Below are 18,626 nucleotides of genomic sequence, written 5' to 3'. Positions count from 1 at the left end.
ATAGCATGCTGAAGGAGATGTCCTTTGCCAAGAATCATCCCTGGCAAAGGACATCATCTGTTTTGAGATCAATCTATGTATCCGTTTCCACCGACACCCTCTTTCGTAATCCGAAAGAGTAAGCTTCTCTATTATTTCATATCTTTTTTCCGCAATTCAATCTTTTTTTGCTTATTTGTTATCTTTTTCTATTTAAACCCATACACAATACCCACTTGCTATTTTTTAGCCAGACCAGCCATTAACTGAACTGTTTCTCCCTGTGAATTCTCAGCAAAAGCTTCACCTAGTGCACCCCTTAGTCCCTCAAAAGACGTAAAAAAGGATCGTCCCTCCGCATAACGCGGTTTGGAACGATACCCCGTCATCGTGTTGCCCCGCCGATTCAATTAAGGTTCATTTCATCTCAACCTGAGCCAATGCTTCCCTTTGTTTCTTGTTCAGGTTTTTCAGTTCCGGAACCAACCAGATCGCGGTCATGACGGTCGCCAACAAATCCGACAGCGGCACGGCGACGAGCAATCCCATCATTTTGAAAAAGAGGGGAAGGACCAGCAAAGCCGGAATCAGGAACAACACCTGTTTGGACAGGGTCAAAAACATGGCCTGTTTCGGTTTTCCCACCGCCTGGAAATAGCCGGAACCGACGATCTGGAAGCCCAACACCGGCAACAACATCATAATGATCCCCATGGCATGGGTCCCGAAAGCGACAAATGCCTTGTCCTCGGTAAATATGGACATCATGGGGCCGGGGTACACCATCGCGGCGACAAAGCCCAATGCGGTGATCGCGGAAGCGAAGATCATGCCGGATTTCAACGCTTCTTTTACGCGGTCAAACTTGGCGGCCCCATAGTTAAACCCGATGATCGGTTGCACCCCTTGGCTGATTCCGAATACGGGCATCATGATCAACACCAGGATGCTGTTGACCGCTCCCATGCCGGATACGGCGATATCCCCCCACTTTTACGCGCTTGGCGCAAAAATCTTGCGCAATGCCAACGTGTACGCACCAATCAGCGCCGCCTGTTTCCCCAAGTCGGACACGACAATCGACAGATGATCCGCCGACGCATCCAGTGTGCGTTTTTGCACTGTGTCGAGAAGCGGTTCAATCAAGTAAGCTCCTGCACGGGTAAGGCTTCCGTTGATAATGATGCGCAACGGATTAAAGGTGTTGATCAAATTTGCGAGACCGATCCCCAAACTTTGGCCGGCATCGGCAAAGATTTCTTTGGCCAACTCATCCCCTTGGTTGATGGCCATGTACAGATGCTCTTCCGTCAATCGGGTTAACTCTCCCTGCACCATCTCGCTTAGGAGACTCGCTCTCCCGGCTTCGATCGCTGCTCGGGCCCGCGTGACGAGAGCCGGCTCGGCCGCGAGCGCCTCAAGGCACCCCACATTGCCACAGCGGCATAAGGGACCGTTGACGTCAATCGTGGTATGGCCAATTTCCCCCGCCGCAAACGAAACGCCGTGATACAGCTCGTTGTCCAACACAATGCCCGCACCAATCCCCGATCCGATGTGCACGGTGATAAAGTTGGCATGTTCCCTGCCTTGACCAAACCAACTTTCCGCCAACGCCATCGCCCGCACATCGTTCTCCACTTCCACAGGGAGCTGGCAAGCCTCTTCCAACACCGCTTTGATCGGCACATGTTTCAGATGGAGATGGGGAGCAAACACTGATTCCCCTTGCAGTGGATTGACCAGCCCGTGCATGCCCACACCGATTCCGAGCACGGGCTGCCCGTCCGCTTGCGCCAAGGCAAGCGCTTCGTTTGCAAGCGCTTTCAACGATTCCAAGAAGTCAGTTTGGTCTACTTTTGTCGGCAACTCCCGCGCACACTGATGGATCATCTTGCCATCAAGATGCGCCACCGCGGCATCCAATCTGCCTTCACGGGCATAGATTCCGATCACGTAGAAGCGGGACGCATTGATCCGGAGCATAATCGGCTTGCGTCCACCGGTTGATTCACCCAAATTGCTTTCCACTATCAATCCATCTTGCAACAACTCACTTACGATATTGGTCACCGTCGGCGGTGTCAGCTTGGTTAACTTCGCGATTTCCGCCCTTGAAATTGGGCCATGCAAACGAACCATATTTAAAATGGTAGACTTATTCAATGATTTCATCCATTGAAAACTTCCCGTCTGCATCCGCTTCCCCCTTTCGGTCTCAATCAACAAAAGGATTTCGCTTAACCGTTGTCTAATGACATGAAATGATTCCTAACCAACGTTCATACTATGCGCAAAATGAAAATTTGTCCATCTTTTTCTACAATGTTTTAATGTTTTCTATTCGATATGAAAATAAGCAATTCCTCTCCTGCTGCCTTGCCCACTTATTGCCAATCCCCTGAGAGCTGAATCCTTCCTTGTTCTTCATTAATTAAGCTTGTAAATTATCTTAGATTGTTTTCGGAAATTTGTAAAGGTTTCAATACAGAAATCATGGCGGCTAATCATAGCCGCCATGATGGGTACACATATCTATTTCTCCAACCGCTGCAACAGCGCTTCACGCTCCGCTTCAAAACCGGGTTTGCCGAGAAGGGCAAACATATTTTTCTTATACGCTTCCACCCCTGGCTGGTCAAACGGGTTCACGCCAAGCAAATAACCGCTGATGCCGCACGCTTTTTCAAAGAAGTAGACCAGTTGCCCAAACGCGAACGGAGAGGCTTCCTTCACTTTGACAACCAAGTTGGGCACCCCGCCATCGGTATGCGCCAGCATGGTTCCTTCAAAGGCCTTGGTGTTGACGAAATCAAGGTCTTTTCCGGCCAGGTAGTTCAGACCATCGAGATCGCTCGCTTCTTCTTTGATGGTGATCGGTTTCGCCGATTTCTCAACAAAGACAACCGTTTCAAAGATGTTACGCAAGCCTTCTTGGATATATTGTCCCATGGAGTGCAAATCCGTGGTGAAATTCACGGAAGCCGGGAAGATGCCTTTTTGGTCTTTTCCTTCACTTTCGCCATACAGTTGTTTCCACCACTCGCTAAAATATTGGAGGGATGGGTCATAGTTGACCAACAGCTCGGTCGTTTTGCCTTTGCGATATAGGGCATTCCGCACAGCCGCATATTGGTACGCTTCATTCTGCTCCAAATCTGCCACGCCGTACACTTGCATCCCGGTTTGCGCGCCCGCCATCATCGCGTCGATATCGATCCCGGCTGTCGCGATCGGCAAGAGGCCCACGGCGGTGAGGACAGAATAGCGCCCGCCCACATCATCCGGAATGACGAAGCTTTCGTAGCCTTCTTCATCCGCCAGCTTTTTCAATGCCCCTTTGGCACGGTCCGTGGTCGCATAAATCCGGCGGCGCGCTTCCTCCTTGCCATAACGCGCTTCCAAATATTCACGGAAGATGCGGAAAGCGATGGCCGGTTCAGTGGTGGTACCCGACTTGGAGATGACGTTTACACTTACGTCTTTGCCTTCCAAGAGCTCCAGGAGTTCCGCCACATAAGTGGAGCTGATATGATGGCCGACAAAATAGATTTCAGGCGTATTCCGTTTGCCTTTTGGCAATTGGTTGTAGAAGGTGTGGGTCAGCATTTCGATCGCCGCCCGAGCTCCGAGGTAAGACCCGCCGATGCCAATGACGACAAGGGCATCGGAGTCCGATTGGATTTTTGCCGCCGCCTTTTTGATGCGGGAAAACTCTTCTTTGTCGTAGTCACGTGGCAAGTCGATCCAACCGAGGAAGTCGGCACCAGCACCCGTTTTATTATGTAACATGTCATGGGCCAAGTGAATCGCTTGGCTTAATTGGGAAACTTCATGGTCTTGAATGAAAGAGCGCGCTTTGGAATAATCGAAGGATAATAAATTCATGTTTTCACCATCCAATTTTATATACTCAAGAAATGGTTGCCGAATCAACACACATTGTACCTTAATCATCATCACATTTCAAAAGCACAAAAGGGCGTATGACCCGGTGTAACCGCTGACAACGTCCCTTCAGAGAACCGGCGCTCTTTCTTAGCATAAACCAAAACCGCGTTCTTAATCGTTTCCCTTCGATTTCTTCCATAACCACTTTAACCAGATTCCGTCTTGCCCTACTCGGACAAAGCCCGTTTTCTCCAGCACGCGGATGGACGCTTTATTTTCGATGTCGCACTCGGCGGTGATCCGTTTGATTCCGGGTTGTCGCTTGACCCATGACACGGCCGCTTGGGCGATTTCCGTCGCATATCCCTGCCCCTGATAGGGCGGCACAATGCTGTAACCGATATCCACCGTCCCAGAGGCGTCCGGTCCGCCTTTAAACCCCACATCACCGATCAATTCTCGTGTCTCTTTGTTAATCACCAGCGCATCCCAGACGATCTCCGTGGGATGCAGGCGCTGATGTTCATAGATGATGGGCAACGCTTCCGCCAGATCAGGATGGGGCCAGTCATCAGGAACATGAACTTGAAGGAGTTCAGCCAACTTACCCTTGTCCTTGATCACCTGCTCCATCCGCTCCGCTGTGAACGGAATCGTTTCCACCCGTTTTGTTTCGAATCGCATCGTGACTCCTTTCCGTATCACGGGTGATTTATGCGAAACCACCAGTGTGCACGTTTTATCTATATTGGTTTCTTGACGACCCTCTTCACTTTGACAATCTCCAATCCACCTGCCGCAACCGTGATTTCCGCCTTGCCCTCGTCCCAGAAGCGGAACTGCTTTTCAGGTGATCCCTCCCATCCAAGGTCATTGAACCAAAAATAAAAATAATTAAACAACACTCTTGTATATTATAACCCACACCCTCGATTTCCGTCTCTCACTTGCCATGACCGCCCCCAGTCTGACATAATTTTGTTGAAATCTCCCGTGTGGAAAGAAGGTGGTGCCATGCACCGGAAAGGGCTCACTCTCTGTTGCTTGATCCTTCTCCTATTCACGTTGAGCGGTTGCGTCAACGGACATCTTCACGTGACGGTCCGTCCCGACGGATCGGGCATCTATGAGTTGAAAGTGGAGACGAATCGTTTGTTGCTCACCCAATTTGCCCCATTGCGCGGGCGACTTGAACGGTTTGGATATCAGATGACAGAGATCAAACATGGGGACGACGTTGGCTGGATCGCGCGCAAAGAAGTGAAAAGCTTGAAAGCCACTCCGCCCGGCCCCGAGTTTCAAACCATCTCCCCGCTCGCCATTTTGCAAGTGGAAGATCGGCGAATTGACCTACAAAAAGGCATATGGTTCCATCAAGCGCGACTCCATGCCAATGTGGATATGACCCGGCTCAACGGGCTCAATCTTCCCCAATTGAACCAATTCGTCCAAGATGAAGCCGATCTGCGCTTTATCCTCACCCTTCCGCTCAAACCGCGAGTACATAACGCCACTTCCGTCAGCGCGGACGGCAAAACGCTCACATGGAAAATCGTTCCAGGTAAAGTGACGCCGATCGACTTATCTGTAAGATACCCCAACTTCATCGCTTGGGGGTTCACTCTCCTGATCCTGATTCTCCTCTTGATCACCGGATGGATGATAAAAAGAAAAAAACGAAAGCAACCGCCTCCGCCGGAATCGTTCCGTTGGGGCTAAACCAGAAAAGGAAAACACCCTCTTCGGCGGTCGTTATAGACCACCTGCAGAGGGTGTCATTATCTACCCCGATTCACTTTCCCAACCATACCCCGTCGTAGACAAAAGCCGCGGGACCGGTCATGTACACGTGCCCATCCTGCTCATTCCAGTCAATCAACAAATCGCCCGCCGGCAGATGCACAACCGCCTTCCTTGCCGTTTGCCCTGTCAGTACGCCGGCGACCACCGTCGCGCAAGCGCCCGAGCCACAAGCCAAAGTAGGACCCGCCCCGCGCTCCCACACCCGCATGGTCACTTCCTCGGGAGAATGGTAGGTGACAAACTCGACATTCGTTTTGTTGGGAAAAAGCGGATGCGTCTCCAACACAGGCCCCCACTCATTCACCGGAAAAGCCGCGGCGTCCCGAACGGCAATCACCATATGGGGATTTCCCATGCTGACCGCTGTATAGGTAAACGATTGGCCGGCCACAGAAATCGTTTGCTCCACGGCGCGGTCTCCTTCCAGATATAACGGAATTCGCGCCGGCTCCAAAATCGGCGGGCCCATGTCGATGCGAACTTTTGTTGCGACACCCGCTTCGGTTTCAATCCAAACAGGTTGCACACCAATCTTGCTCTCAATCGTAAAATGCGTCTTTAACCCGCTGAGGCGCTCGTAAAAATATTTGGCCACACAGCGCATTGCATTCCCGCATTGTTCGGCGATGCTTCCATCACTGTTGATAATTCTCATGGCGATGTCAGCCACGGCAGATGGATAGAGTACGGCAATCCCATCGGCCCCCACCCCGGTATGCCGGTCACACATTTGGGGCGCCAGCGCGGAAAGCCGGGTGAAGTCGGGAGTGGTCGGTGTATAAATCAACATGAAATCATTGCCCAAGCCATGCATCTTCGTAAAGTTCATTCTGTCTCTCCTCTCGGATCAAGAGCTGTGCACAAGCCGTTTCGCACGATTGGCCATTGGGCGGAGCAAGTCAAGGATGCCAGCCAAAATAACGGGTAGGGTCGACGTGACCAAAACCAATATCCATTCGCGCAATCCCAAAGGAACCGTATGGAAAACTGGCTGCAACGGCGCATAGTAGATCACCGCCAACAAGAGCAAGGCCGATGAGAGCACAGCCAAGACGAGAGGTATATTGTCTGAAGGCGTGCGTTGGAAGATCGTTCCTTGACTGCGGCAATCAAATACATAGACCAGCTGCGAGAACACCAGTGTGGCAAAAGCGACCGTCTGCGCTCGAACCAAGTCATCCGGCGCTTCCATATAGGTTACCCAAAACGCCAACAGCGAGCAGGCGCCGATCAGCAGGCCCCGCGTGACAATCTTCCAGCCCACTCCGCGGGCAAACACACTTTCCCGAGGATTGCGCGGGGATCGCACCATCGTATTCTCCTCCGCCGGATCAATGCCGAGCGCCATCGCGGGCAAACCATCCGTCACCAAGTTCACCCACAAGATCTGAATCGGCACCAGCGGCAATGGAAAACCGGCCAACATCGCCAAAAACATGATGAGAATCTCTCCGACGTTGCTCGCCAGCAAGTAACTGATGAACTTGCGGATATTTTCATAGATATTCCTGCCTTCCTCCACGGCTGAGACAATTGTGGAAAAATTGTCGTCAGCCAAAATCAAGGAAGAGGCTTCCTTGGAAACATCCGTCCCGGTGATGCCCATGGCGATCCCGATGTCCGCCGCTTTGATGGCGGGGGCGTCGTTCACCCCGTCTCCCGTCATGGCCACCACATGGCCCGCCTGCTGCAATGCTTTCACAATCCGCAGCTTGTGTTCGGGCGAAACGCGGGCGTACACATCTACTTCATTCACTTTCTTGTAAAACTCTGCGTCACTCATATTGTAGAGATCTTGTCCGGTCAGTGTCAAACCTTGCGCCCGCTTGATCCCCAGTTCTCTTGCGATGGCCACCGCGGTGGTCTGATGGTCGCCCGTAATCATCACGGTTTTGATCCCTGCCTGCTTGCAGACGCGAATCGCCTCTTTCACCTCCGTGCGCGGGGGATCGATCAGTCCAGCCAGGCCGACAAAAACCAACTGCTGCTCGTATTGCCATTCTTTAAGGGAAGCGCTCTGGACATCCAGGTCCCGATAGGCAAAAGCCAAATTGCGCAAAGCCATGCTCGCCAACTCTTCATTCTGGCGCAAGATCTGTTCCCGTTTGGCATCGGTTAAGAGCACTTTTCGCCCTTGCTCCAACAGATGCGTGCACCGCCCAAGCAACACATCGGGAGCGCCCTTGCAGAACAGCATGGAGCCCCCGCCGCGCCGCGACAGGATGACGGACATCATCTTCCGCTCTGAATCAAACGGAATCTCTTTCACCCTTGTCCATTCTGCCACCAAGCTTTCTTTGTCCAACCCCGCTTTCGCCGCCGCGACCAACAGGGCCCCTTCTGTCGGATCGCCATGGATCATCCACGCTTCTTTCTTTTTGATCAAACCGTTTTTCTCTGTTTTTTGCAACAGCTGGGCATTATTGCACAAGGCCGCCACTTCCAACAAACGGCGCAAGCCCGGCCACTTCTCTACCGCCACGCGTTCCCCCGCGAGCTGAAACTCCCCTTCGGGCACATAACCGCTCCCGGAAACCCGTATCAGCTTGCCTTCCGACCATATATGGGTCACGGTCATCTTGTTTTGGGTCAACGTGCCTGTCTTATCTGAACAAATGACAGTGGCACAGCCCAGCGTTTCGACCGACGGCAATTTGCGAACGATCGCCTGCCGTTTGATCATCCGTTGAACCCCTAAAGCGAGGGCAATTGTCACGATCGCCGGCAATCCTTCAGGAATCGCCGCAACCGCCAACGACACCCCGGCCAAAAACATCTTGTAAGCATCTTGACCATGCAGAATCCCCGTAAACACGACCAACGCCGTCAATAACAAAGCGACCATGATCAACACTTTGCCCAGTTGCTCCAACCGCCGTTTGAGCGGGGTGTCCATCGTCTCCGTGCTCTCCAGCAGATGCGCGATCCGGCCCATCTCCGTTGACATGCCCGTGTGAACGACCACCCCCAGACCGTTTCCGCGAACCACCATCGTCCCCATATAACCCATGTTTTTGCGATCACCCAACGGAACTTCAGCTTGCGGCAAACGTGCCGACTGTTTGGTCACAGCCACCGATTCCCCGGTTAAGGCGGATTCTTCCACGTACAGGCCTTCCGCTTTCACAAAGCGGATATCCGCAGGAATGCGATCTCCGCTCTCCAACCGGATCACATCGCCGGGCACCAGTTCAACCGCATTGACTTGCACCCAGGCGCCCTCCCGCAAAACCTTGGCCGTCGGTGCGGACAGCTTTTTCAATGCGCTGAGCGACTTCTCCGCCCGCACCTCCTGAATGAAGCCTAATAAGGCGTTTAACAACACGATGGCGATGATGGCAATCGCATCCGTATATTCCCCCAGCAATCCGGAAATGAGCGTGGCGACGAGAAGCACCAACACCATAAAATCCTTAAACTGCTCGATAAACAATGACAACCAGGAGGCTTTTTCCCCTTCCGCCAGCTGGTTGGGGCCGATTTGTTTCAACCGGTCTTTGGCCTCTTTGTCGCTTAAGCCACGCTCAAGATCCACCTGAAAATGAGCAGCCACTTGCTCAATTTCCCAATCTACCCAACGAGCTCGTTCTGACAACGTTCTTCCCCCTTTGTCCACTCTCTCTTTGAACAATGTATTCAAACGAGCGAGCAAACATGAAACAAAAAAGCTCCATGCCCTTTCATTGCAACCCAAGGATGAAAGCCTGGCCGCGTGGAGGAAGGCCATAATTGGGCGCAGTGCCTTCCAGTCAACAACAAGATCACTTTCACTCCCCGGGGCAAAGGGATCAGCATGCTCCGGCTAGCTGGCCGCCGATTTGTGATACAATGGTTGGGAAGAACGAGAAAAGGATGAACGAATCATGTCATTTGATGGACTTGTTACTCATGCAATCGTACACGAACTGCAAAGGCTGGTTGGAGGACGAATCACGAAAATTTATCAGCCGGGCGATGCGGAATTGGTTCTTCATATCCGCTCTCAGGGACAGAATCATAAATTGCTGTTATCCGCACATCCCGCATATGCGCGTGTCCAATTCACGGACGCCCCGCAGGATAACCCCAAAGAGCCGCCGATGTTCTGCATGCTTATGCGCAAACACAGCGAAGGCGGGATTGTGGAAGCGATTGCGCAAGTGGATATGGAACGGATCATTCACTTCGATTTCCGCTCCCGCGACGAATTGGGTGATGAAGTGACCCGCCGGCTCGTCATCGAGATCATGGGCCGTCACAGCAACATCATTCTGGTCGACCCTGAAACACAGACAATCATTGATGGCATCAAGCGGGTCAGCCATGCGGTCAGCCAACATCGACAAATCTACCCTGGCGCGGCCTATGTGGCCCCACCCGCCCAAGACAAAAAAAATCCGCTGGAAATAGACAAACAGTCATTTATCGCCGGGTTTGACTACAATAGCGGGCGATTGGACAAACAGATGGTACAGCGCTTTACGGGACTGGGTCCCTTGACCGCCAAAGAAATCGTTCACTCGGCTGGGGTGGCCACCCGCGACCGGCTGTGGGAAGCGTTTCATCAAGTGATGGAGAAGGCGAAGCGGCACGACTATGTGCCGACGATCACCAAAACGGCGGACAAAAGCTTATTCTCTTTGTGGCCGCTGACCCATGTGACGGGGGAGTCCAAAAGTTACGCCACGATGAGCGAGTGTTTGGAACACTTTTTTTATGGCAAGGCGGAACGGGACCGGGTGCGGCAACAAACAGTCGATCTCATCCGCAAGTTGAAAAACGAGATTGACAAAAACGAAAAGAAAATTGCCATCCTGACTGCTGAACTCGAGTCTGCCGAACAAGCGGAAACGTTACGCATCTATGGGGAACTGATCACAGCTTACATGCATCAGATCAAACGGGGCGACACCGAAACCAAAGTGATGAACTATTACGATGAAAACGCGCCGGAGATAACGATTGCGCTTGATCCGCTGTTGACCCCTTCAGAAAACGCGCAACGTTATTTCAAGAAGTACAACAAACTGAAAGCGGCCAAGAAGTGGAATGTGGAGCAAATCGCCAAGGCAAAGGACGAGAAGGCCTACCTTGAATCCGTGTTGGTGCAATTGGAAAACTCGACCTTAAGGGATGTCGAACAGATTCGTGAGGAACTGGAGGAACAGGGTTGGCTCAAAGCGCAGCCGAAAAAACAACAGCGGAAGAAAAAAGAGGCTCCCGCCCCGCTTTCCGTCCAGGCCACGGATGGCACCCCCATCTTGGTGGGAAGAAACAATAAGCAAAATGATTACTTGACGCATCAGTTGGCCCACGCAACGGATACATGGCTTCACACAAAAGACATTCCCGGCTCCCATGTGGTGATCCGTTCCAAAACCGTCAGCGAACAGACCCTGCGGGAAGCGGCTATCTTGGCCGCCTATTACAGCAAAGCGCGCGAATCAAGCCAAGTGCCCGTCGATTTCACGCTAGTCAAGCATGTGAAAAAACCGTCAGGCGCCCGGCCTGGATTCGTGATCTATGAGCAGCAACAAACCCTTTATGTCACACCGGATGAAGAGGTCGTAAAGCGCCTGTTGCAGACAGACCAGACCGGGTCCAAATAAGAATGGAAGATGGCGCCCCAGCCGTTTGGCTGGGGCCTTTTTTCATGCAAGCTTCTCGCAACCAGCTTACACCCACAGGGTACAGCAACGCCCCTTCCATTATTTCCGAACAACATCACTGCATTTTCTCCATCCTCCCTCACTGTTCAACATATTTAAGTGTCCCCGCTTGCCTTTTTCTTCCTTGCATGATACAGTTAGATTATAAGTTATTTAGTTAATTATCTAATTATCTAATTGAGGTGTGAACAGTGAACACCGTTTTTAAAGCGTTAGCTGATCCCACCCGTCGTCAAATCTTAGATTTGCTAAGAGAACGAGATCTCACCGCAGGAGAAATCGCAGACCACTTCTCAATCTCAAAACCGTCCATCAGCAACCATCTCAACATTCTAAAAAGCGCCGACCTGGTTTTGGCAGAAAAAAAAGGCCAATTTATCGTCTACTCTCTCAACACCACCGTGTTTCAGGATGTGATCAAATGGCTCATGGATGTGAGCGGAAAGGAGAACGAAACATCATGAAGCATCTGCACAAGCCTTATCTTATCCTCGCCTGGATTATCGCCATCATGACGTTAGGGATCTTTCTGTATGTGTATGGCAACTTGCCGGAGCGGGTGCCCATTCATTGGAACATCAAGGGAGAGATCGACAATTACGGTTCCAAAAACATGTTATGGCTGTTGGGCATTCTCCCGTTGGCCATGATTCTCTTGCTCACGTTTCTACCGAATTGGGACCCCCGCCGCGAGAAATATGCGAGCCACGGGAAAGCGTATTCCATATTGATGTTATATGTGACCTTGATCATGTCCGGCGCTTTTCTGGGCATCTTGGCGCTCACCCTTGGATATCGCTTGGACATGACTGTGGTGTTGCAACTGCTTATTGGCATTCTTTTTACCGCGATAGGCAATTATTTGCCGCAAGTGAGACAAACTTTTTTCTTTGGCATCCGCACCCCATGGACATTGACTTCTGAAGATAATTGGCGCAAAACGCACCGCTTTGGCAGCAAGGTATTTGTCGCGATCGGCTTGATCATGATCGCCAGCGTCTTTCTCCCGATTGCGCAAAGGGCTGTCCTGCCATTTGCCGCGATCATCATCGGTTTGGTGTTGACCTACTGGTACTCCTACCGCGAGTACAAGAAAAACAAGTCATGAGTTTTGCCGCTTCTTGCCGGGGAGTCCGCTCCCCCTTCCCCATCCATTCATGAAGGAGAGGATTTGCAATGAGCATTCAAATCGCGTTTCATCAAGAGCGTTCCATTCCCGCTGCCGCCATTTTGTCCTTGTACAACCAAAAGCCTAATCCCGTGAACCGCCCCATCGAAGACATCGAAACGGTGCTTCGGGTTGGCGGGCCCGCGGTTGGCGTATGGGCCAATCAGCAATTGATCGGATTTGCCCGCGCGGTGACCGATGGCCATTTTCGCGCCTATATTGAAGAAGTGTTGGTAGACAAACGTTATCCGCAATCCAGCATCGGTCAGAAAATGATTTCCTATTTGCTGAAAGGATTGCGGCAAGTGGAAACCGTCCATCTCCTCTGTTCTCCGGAAATGTTTGAACGTCGCTTCGATTCGCACAAAAACTTAGGCTTATGGCTGCACCAACAAAAAAAGGCCAACGATCTCTCCTCGCCGGCCTGAATCATTCCATCTGTTTGTGCGGAGACGGTGAACACAACCCCTCCGCTTTTCTATTTGAAGCCGCTCATTCCACACTTTTTGCCGGTGTCCGGCTTCCCGGTTTCTCCACAGGAATGCCTGCTTGACAAAGCGGACACTCATCCGGAGTGTAGCTTTGGATATCGATCGCCGTCAAAGCGCGGTATGGGCAAGGGAACGGATTGTGCCCACCCGTCCGGTCCACGATGGAGCCGACGGCCACAATTTGGGCCTCCATCCCATTCAGGAGTGCGATCACTTCATTGACCGACCCTCCCGTAGTCACCACATCCTCGATGACCAACACACGTTCACCCGGCTTCACCGCAAAACCGCGCCGCATTTCCATCGTGCCCTCTTTGCGCTCGGTAAACAGGCAACGCACGCCGAGCGCCCGCGCCACTTCATGGGCGATGATCACCCCACCCAGGGCTGGACCCACCACCACATCAATGGCTTCACCGCGGAACAACTCAGCAATCGCCCTGCCCGCTTCCCCCGCGTCTTGGGGGTGTTGCAGCAATTGCGCACATTGCATGTACCGGGCGCTATGGCGCCCGGAAGAAAGCAGGAAATGCCCCTCCTTCAATACGCCTGTCCGTCCAATCGCTTCTTGCAAAGACCAGCTCATCCCATCCACTCCTTATCCTTGGTTGATTTCCGCCACGATCGCTTCATACGCTTGCTTTGGATTGGCGGCGGCGGTGATGGCCCGACCTACCACCAAATAGTCCGCTCCGTGCCGAATCGCCTCACTGGGGGTCATGATCCGTTTTTGGTCACCCGCGTCCACCCCTTTGGGGCGAATCCCCGGAGTGACCGCCAAGAAGTCCGAGCCTGAATGAGCCTTCACGTCACGCGCCTCATGCGCCGAACAGATCACTCCATCCGCCCCCGCCGCATAAGCCAACTGCGTGTAGTGAAGCACAGACTCCTTCACCGTGCCGGGAATGCCGATTTCTTCATTCATCATCGTTTGGTCGGTGCTGGTTAACTGCGTCACTCCCAGCAATCGGAGACGTTTGCCCGCTTGGCTCTTCCTCTCGGCCATCTCGCGCGCCGCCGCAATCATCGCCCGGCCTCCGCTGGCATGAATGGTCAGAAAGTCGACCCCCAAGCCGCTGAGCGATTCCACGCCGTTGGCTACGGTATTGGGAATATCGTGCAATTTCAAATCCAGGAAAACGGTGTATCCTTCAGCCTTTCGCTCAGCCACCCAGCGGGGCCCCACTGCGTAAAACAGTTGATACCCCACTTTAATGGCCGGCTTGGAAGTTTGATCCCAATGAGCCAGCAGTTGTTCGGCTTCCCTGGCCGTCGGATAATCTAAGGCGATAAAGATACGTTTATCTGCTGACATGGCGTTCTATCCCCTCTCTGCCTCAGACCGAGACCATTTCACGGGTGCGTTTGGCGGGCTGACCGATCGGCTCTGCGCTCATATGGATCGACTCAAGCGTGATCAAGAGGGCTTCTACCGTATCCAACGAGGTGAGGCAGGCGATGCCATTCTCTACCGCTTCACGGCGGATGCGGAAACCGTCACGCTCCGGTGTGCGTCCGCGCGTCCAGGTATTCACCACCAAGTCCGCTTTTCCTTGGCGGATCAAGTCCAAGATGTTTGGTGAGCCTTCCTTCAGTTTGTTCACCCGCTCCACCGGCAGGCCCGCTTCTTCCAAAATATCCGCCGTGCCGCTGGTGCAGACAATCTTATAACCCAGTTGGTGGAAGCGATGCATGAGCGAAACCGCTTCTTCTTTTTCTTTGTCACCAATGGTGGCCACCACCGTGCCGAAGCGCGGCAAGGAGATGCCCGCCGCCAGAAGACCTTTGTAGACCGCCCGCGCATAGTCGCGATCGCGTCCCATCACTTCTCCGGTCGATTTCATCTCAGGCCCAAGGGTGATATCGACGCGGCGCAGTTTCGCAAAGGAGAAAACAGGCACTTTGACCGCCACTTCTTTGCTTTCCGGCCATAAGCCATTTCCGTAGCCTTGGTCTTTGAGCGATTCGCCCAACATGATCCGGGTCGCCACTTGCGCCATGGGAATGCCCGTCACTTTGCTTAAAAATGGCACCGTCCGCGAAGCGCGCGGGTTCACTTCCAACACGTAGATGTCGCCTTTGAACAGGACGAATTGGATATTGATCAAGCCTTTGGTGCGCAAGGACTTGGCCATTTTGGTCGTGATTTCGATGACGCGCGCCTTCTGCTCCGGCGTGATCGATTGCGGCGGGTAGACGGCAATCGAGTCTCCCGAGTGAACCCCCGCCCGCTCAATGTGTTCCATGATGCCTGGAATCAGTACATCTTCCCCATCACAGATGGCATCCACTTCCAACTCTTTGCCGAGCAAGTAACGGTCGATCAATACCGGGTGGGCCGGATTGACTTTTACCGCCACTTCCATGTAGGAGCGAAGTTCGCTTTCGCTGTAGACGATCTCCATCGCCCGGCCACCCAGGACGTAAGACGGGCGCACCAGCACCGGATAGCCAAGGCGGGTCGCCGCTTGCGCCGCTTCTTCGACGGACGTGACCGCCGTCCCCGGTGGTTGGGCGATATTCGTTTCGCTTAGGAGCTTTTCAAATTTCTTCCGGTCTTCCGCACGGTCGATCTCTTCCAGTGAAGTCCCCAGTATCTTGATCCCCTCTTCACGCAGATCCCGCGCCAAGTTGAGGGCCGTTTGACCGCCAAACTGCACGATGACGCCGAGCGGATTTTCTTTCTCGATGATATTCAGCACATCTTCTTTGTACAGCGGCTCAAAGTAGAGGCGATCAGAAGTGTTGAAATCGGTCGATACCGTTTCCGGGTTGTTGTTGATGATGACCGCTTCATAACCCGCTGCGCGAATCGCCCAGATCGCATGCACCGTCGCATAGTCAAACTCCACCCCTTGCCCGATGCGGATCGGGCCGGAACCCAGTACGATGATGCTCTGTTTCTCCGTCTTGCTCACTTCATCTTCTTGTTCATAGGTGGAGTAGTAGTACGGCGTTTCCGCTTCAAACTCCGCCGCGCAAGTGTCAACGATTTTGTACACAGGCTTCAGGCCATGCTCCGCCCTCAATTCACGGATTTCCCGCTCCGATTGCTGGCGCAGGCGGCCGATCGTCTTGTCGGTGAAGCCCATGCGTTTCGCCGCATGGAGCAAGTCCGCATCCAAGCCGGTCGCTTTGGCCACTTGTTGCTCCAGCTTGACGATCCGCTCCAGCTTGTGCAGGAAGAAGCGATCGATTTTGCTGAGTTGGTGCGCCTCCTCAAGGGAATGACCTCGGCGGAACCATTCACCCAAGAGGAAGAGGCGTTCGTCATCCGCCACGCGAATTCGTTCTCTCAGGGTGGCGTCATCCATGTTTTCCGCACCCGGCAAGGTAATGTGATCCAAGCCGATTTCCAAGGAGCGGACCGCTTTTAACAGCGATTCCTCCAATGTGCGCCCGATCGCCATCACTTCCCCCGTCGCTTTCATCTGCGTGCCCAGCTTGCGGTTGGCGGAGACGAATTTGTCAAATGGCCAGCGCGGGATTTTGCTTACCACATAGTCCAGGGCGGGCTCAAAGCAAGCATAGGTTTGACCCGTTACCGGATTGACCAGCTCGTCCAAGGTGTAGCCGATGGCAATCTTCGCCGCGATGCGCGCAATCGGATAGCCGGTCGCTTTGGATGCCAGCGCGGATGAGCGGCTCACGCGTGGATTTACCTCGATCACATAATATTGGAAGCTGTGCAGGTCAAGCGCAAACTGCACGTTGCATCCGCCCTGGATGTTCAGCGCGCGGATGATCTTGAGCGCCGAGTTGCGCAGCATATGGTACTCGCGGTCGGACAAAGTTTGGCTTGGCGCAAATACGATGCTGTCACCCGTGTGCACACCCACCGGGTCGAAATTTTCCATGTTGCAGACGACGATGCAGTTATCATGGGCGTCACGCATCACTTCGTACTCAATCTCTTTATAGCCGGCGATGCTCTTCTCGATCAGGCATTGGGTAATCGGGCTGTAACGCAATCCGTTGTCGACGATCTCCCGCAGTTCCGCTTCATCTTGAGCGATCCCGCCACCGGTTCCGCCCAAGGTGTAGGCGGGCCGCACGATCACGGGATAACCCGTCACGGCGGCGAAATCCACCGCTTCTTCGACCGTCTGGACAATGTCGCTCTCCGGCACGGGCTCACTCAATTCATTCATGAGACTGCGGAACAAGTCGCGGTCTTCCGCATTGGTGATCGCGCGCAGGTCAGTCCCCAACAGGCGCACGCCTTCGCGTTCCAGCACCCCTTGTTTCGCCAATTCCACCGCCAAGTTTAAACCCGTTTGCCCACCGAGCGTCGGCAATAACCCATCCGGACGTTCTTTGCGGATCACTTGGGTGATGAATTCAGCGGTGAGCGGCTCAATGTACACGCGGTCCGCCATGTTGGTATCCGTCATGATCGTGGCAGGGTTGCTGTTCACCAATACCACTTCCAAGCCTTCTTCTTTCAACGCTTGGCAAGCTTGCGTACCAGCGTAATCAAATTCAGCCGCTTGGCCGATGACGATGGGTCCGGATCCGATAACAAGAATTTTCTTCAGTGTTGGATCTTTAGGCATGTGCTCCCTCTCCCTTCCGCGCAGCGAACGATTCCATCATTTCGACAAACTGGTCAAACAAGTAGCCCGAATCAAGCGGACCTGGAGCAGATTCCGGATGGTATTGCACCGAGAAGGCCGAATGTTTTCGATGAATCAGCCCTTCCACCGTCCCATCATTGAGAGCGATGTGGGTGATGTCCAATTCCGTGCCCGCCACGGAATCCGGATTAACCGCATAGCCGTGGTTTTGTGAAGTGATCACGGTACGGCCCGTTGCCAACTCTTTGACTGGATGGTTGCCGCCGCGATGGCCAAACTTCAGTTTTTCCGTATCCGCGCCACAGGCCAGGGCGAACAGTTGGTGCCCCAAGCAGATGCCGAACATCGGAACTTTGCCAAGAAGCTGGCTGATCATCGCAATCCCTTCCGGCACATCTTTTGGGTCCCCAGGGCCATTGGATAACATGAGCCCATCCGGTCGGAAACGCAGGATTTCTTCCGCCGGGGTGTTATAAGGGACAGAGATCACTTCACATCCCCGCTCAACCAGTTCGCGCAGGATATTGTGTTTCGCCCCGAAGTCGACCAGCACCACGCGTTTCCCGAAGCTTGGCGCGATATGGACGCTCTTGGTGCTCACGCGCGCCACTTGATCACGCATGAGCGGAGTATTCATGCGCTCCATCAACGCTTCGACCGACTCATCGCCTGTGGTGAGGATGCCTTTCATCACCCCGTGCAGACGCAACTTGCGTGTCAACATGCGGGTATCGATGCCGGCGATCCCGATGATGCCGTACTCCTTCAAAAAGGTGGACAATGGCATTTCATTGCGCCAGTTGCTGGCATACTCGGCCACCTCACGCACCACCAAACCATGGGCATAAGGACGGAGCGATTCGTTATCGTCGCGGGAAATCCCGTAGTTTCCGATGAGCGGATATGTCATGGTGACAATCTGTCCGCAGTAAGAAGGGTCCGTTAAAATCTCTTGGTATCCGGTCATGCTGGTGTTAAATACAACTTCCCCGATGGAGTTCCCTTCAGCCCCGAAGGATGTTCCGGTAAACAACGTTCCGTCCGCTAAGAGCAACCTTGCCTTCATGTT

General features: G+C 53.2%; 15 protein-coding genes. 5 read left to right on the top strand and 10 right to left on the bottom strand.

The features are described 5' to 3' along the window. Positions 1-396: 396 nt before the first annotated feature. From ACFQNG_RS14855 to ACFQNG_RS14840, 4 genes are all read right to left on the bottom strand, one after another. The gene (locus ACFQNG_RS14855; protein WP_379866303.1) at positions 397-960 is read right to left on the bottom strand and encodes an MATE family efflux transporter; all 564 of its coding nucleotides are present in this window, start codon (positions 958-960) and stop codon (positions 397-399) included. Between the two features lie 12 nt (positions 961-972). Beyond that, positions 973-2,178, bottom strand: a complete 1,206-nt coding sequence (locus ACFQNG_RS14850) for an ROK family transcriptional regulator (protein WP_379866194.1) — start codon at positions 2,176-2,178, stop codon at positions 973-975. Positions 2,179-2,514: 336 nt separating this feature from the next. Next, positions 2,515-3,867, bottom strand: a complete 1,353-nt coding sequence (locus ACFQNG_RS14845; protein WP_379866192.1) for a glucose-6-phosphate isomerase — start codon at positions 3,865-3,867, stop codon at positions 2,515-2,517. A gap of 174 nt (positions 3,868-4,041) precedes the next feature. Beyond that, positions 4,042-4,554, bottom strand: a complete 513-nt coding sequence (locus ACFQNG_RS14840; RefSeq protein ID WP_379866191.1) for a GNAT family N-acetyltransferase — start codon at positions 4,552-4,554, stop codon at positions 4,042-4,044. Positions 4,555-4,884: 330 nt separating this feature from the next. Here ACFQNG_RS14840 and ACFQNG_RS14835 point away from each other — a divergent pair, with 330 nt between their 5' ends. After that, positions 4,885-5,589, top strand: coding sequence for a DUF3153 domain-containing protein (locus ACFQNG_RS14835; RefSeq protein WP_379866190.1), 705 nt, complete (start codon positions 4,885-4,887; stop codon positions 5,587-5,589). A gap of 73 nt (positions 5,590-5,662) precedes the next feature. On the opposite strand, the gene dapF is transcribed toward ACFQNG_RS14835, so the two are convergent. Together dapF and ACFQNG_RS14825 are read right to left on the bottom strand one after the other, a co-directional pair. Next, positions 5,663-6,502 carry a diaminopimelate epimerase gene (gene dapF, locus ACFQNG_RS14830; RefSeq protein WP_379866188.1) on the bottom strand — a complete coding sequence of 280 codons (840 nt, stop codon included), beginning with the start codon at positions 6,500-6,502 and terminating at the stop codon, positions 5,663-5,665. A gap of 18 nt (positions 6,503-6,520) precedes the next feature. Beyond that, on the bottom strand, positions 6,521-9,268 hold the full coding sequence (locus ACFQNG_RS14825) for a calcium-translocating P-type ATPase, SERCA-type (RefSeq protein WP_379866187.1): 2,748 nt from the start codon (positions 9,266-9,268) through the stop codon (positions 6,521-6,523). 268 nt (positions 9,269-9,536) lie between these two features. Here ACFQNG_RS14825 and ACFQNG_RS14820 point away from each other — a divergent pair, with 268 nt between their 5' ends. The 4 genes from ACFQNG_RS14820 (at position 9,537) to ACFQNG_RS14805 (ending at position 12,917) form a co-directional block, all read left to right on the top strand. After that, positions 9,537-11,261, top strand: a complete 1,725-nt coding sequence (locus ACFQNG_RS14820; protein WP_379866186.1) for an Rqc2 family fibronectin-binding protein — start codon at positions 9,537-9,539, stop codon at positions 11,259-11,261. 251 nt (positions 11,262-11,512) lie between these two features. Then, a complete protein-coding gene (locus tag ACFQNG_RS14815) occupies positions 11,513-11,785 on the top strand; it encodes an autorepressor SdpR family transcription factor (protein WP_379866185.1) in 273 nt (90 codons plus the stop codon). Further along, positions 11,782-12,429 (top strand): SdpI family protein, encoded by a 648-nt coding sequence (locus tag ACFQNG_RS14810; RefSeq protein WP_379866183.1) that lies wholly within the window; start codon positions 11,782-11,784, stop codon positions 12,427-12,429. Before ACFQNG_RS14815 ends, ACFQNG_RS14810 begins: the two co-directional genes overlap by 4 nt. A 68-nt stretch (positions 12,430-12,497) precedes the next feature. Then, on the top strand, positions 12,498-12,917 hold the full coding sequence (locus tag ACFQNG_RS14805) for a GNAT family N-acetyltransferase (protein WP_379866182.1): 420 nt from the start codon (positions 12,498-12,500) through the stop codon (positions 12,915-12,917). Positions 12,918-12,981: 64 nt separating this feature from the next. On the opposite strand, the gene pyrE is transcribed toward ACFQNG_RS14805, so the two are convergent. From pyrE to ACFQNG_RS14785, 4 genes are read right to left on the bottom strand one after another with little or no spacing between them, the layout of a single operon-like run. After that, positions 12,982-13,566 (bottom strand): orotate phosphoribosyltransferase, encoded by a 585-nt coding sequence (gene pyrE / locus ACFQNG_RS14800; RefSeq protein ID WP_379866180.1) that lies wholly within the window; start codon positions 13,564-13,566, stop codon positions 12,982-12,984. 12 nt (positions 13,567-13,578) lie between these two features. Beyond that, a complete protein-coding gene (gene pyrF / locus ACFQNG_RS14795; RefSeq protein WP_379866178.1) occupies positions 13,579-14,295 on the bottom strand; it encodes an orotidine-5'-phosphate decarboxylase in 717 nt (238 codons plus the stop codon). A 22-nt stretch (positions 14,296-14,317) separates the two neighbouring features. Further along, a complete protein-coding gene (gene carB, locus ACFQNG_RS14790) occupies positions 14,318-17,536 on the bottom strand; it encodes a carbamoyl-phosphate synthase large subunit (RefSeq protein ID WP_379866177.1) in 3,219 nt (1,072 codons plus the stop codon). Then, complete coding sequence (locus tag ACFQNG_RS14785; protein ID WP_379866176.1) at positions 17,529-18,623, bottom strand: carbamoyl phosphate synthase small subunit; 1,095 nt, start codon at positions 18,621-18,623, stop codon at positions 17,529-17,531. Before ACFQNG_RS14785 ends, carB begins: the two co-directional genes overlap by 8 nt. Between the last annotated feature and the right edge of the window lie 3 nt (positions 18,624-18,626).

This window comes from Laceyella putida, assembly GCF_042665195.1.
GTDB lineage: Bacteria > Bacillota > Bacilli > Thermoactinomycetales > Thermoactinomycetaceae > Laceyella > Laceyella putida.
Note: the sequence above shows the minus strand (reverse complement) of the source record. Positions and strands in the feature narration are given on the sequence as shown.

What these genes read in the sequence shown, in the direction of transcription:
- carB (WP_379866177.1), bottom strand. Translation starts at nt 17,536, where the DNA reads ATGCCTAAAGATCCAACACTGAAGAAAATTCTTGTTATCGGATCCGGA.
- ACFQNG_RS14805 (WP_379866182.1), top strand. Translation starts at nt 12,498, where the DNA reads ATGAGCATTCAAATCGCGTTTCATCAAGAGCGTTCCATTCCCGCTGCC.
- ACFQNG_RS14820 (WP_379866186.1), top strand. Translation starts at nt 9,537, where the DNA reads ATGTCATTTGATGGACTTGTTACTCATGCAATCGTACACGAACTGCAA.
- ACFQNG_RS14840 (WP_379866191.1), bottom strand. Translation starts at nt 4,554, where the DNA reads ATGCGATTCGAAACAAAACGGGTGGAAACGATTCCGTTCACAGCGGAG.
- dapF (WP_379866188.1), bottom strand. Translation starts at nt 6,502, where the DNA reads ATGAACTTTACGAAGATGCATGGCTTGGGCAATGATTTCATGTTGATT.
- pyrE (WP_379866180.1), bottom strand. Translation starts at nt 13,566, where the DNA reads ATGAGCTGGTCTTTGCAAGAAGCGATTGGACGGACAGGCGTATTGAAG.
- ACFQNG_RS14835 (WP_379866190.1), top strand. Translation starts at nt 4,885, where the DNA reads ATGCACCGGAAAGGGCTCACTCTCTGTTGCTTGATCCTTCTCCTATTC.
- ACFQNG_RS14845 (WP_379866192.1), bottom strand. Translation starts at nt 3,867, where the DNA reads ATGAATTTATTATCCTTCGATTATTCCAAAGCGCGCTCTTTCATTCAA.
- ACFQNG_RS14850 (WP_379866194.1), bottom strand. Translation starts at nt 2,178, where the DNA reads ATGCAGACGGGAAGTTTTCAATGGATGAAATCATTGAATAAGTCTACC.
- pyrF (WP_379866178.1), bottom strand. Translation starts at nt 14,295, where the DNA reads ATGTCAGCAGATAAACGTATCTTTATCGCCTTAGATTATCCGACGGCC.
- ACFQNG_RS14785 (WP_379866176.1), bottom strand. Translation starts at nt 18,623, where the DNA reads ATGAAGGCAAGGTTGCTCTTAGCGGACGGAACGTTGTTTACCGGAACA.
- ACFQNG_RS14810 (WP_379866183.1), top strand. Translation starts at nt 11,782, where the DNA reads ATGAAGCATCTGCACAAGCCTTATCTTATCCTCGCCTGGATTATCGCC.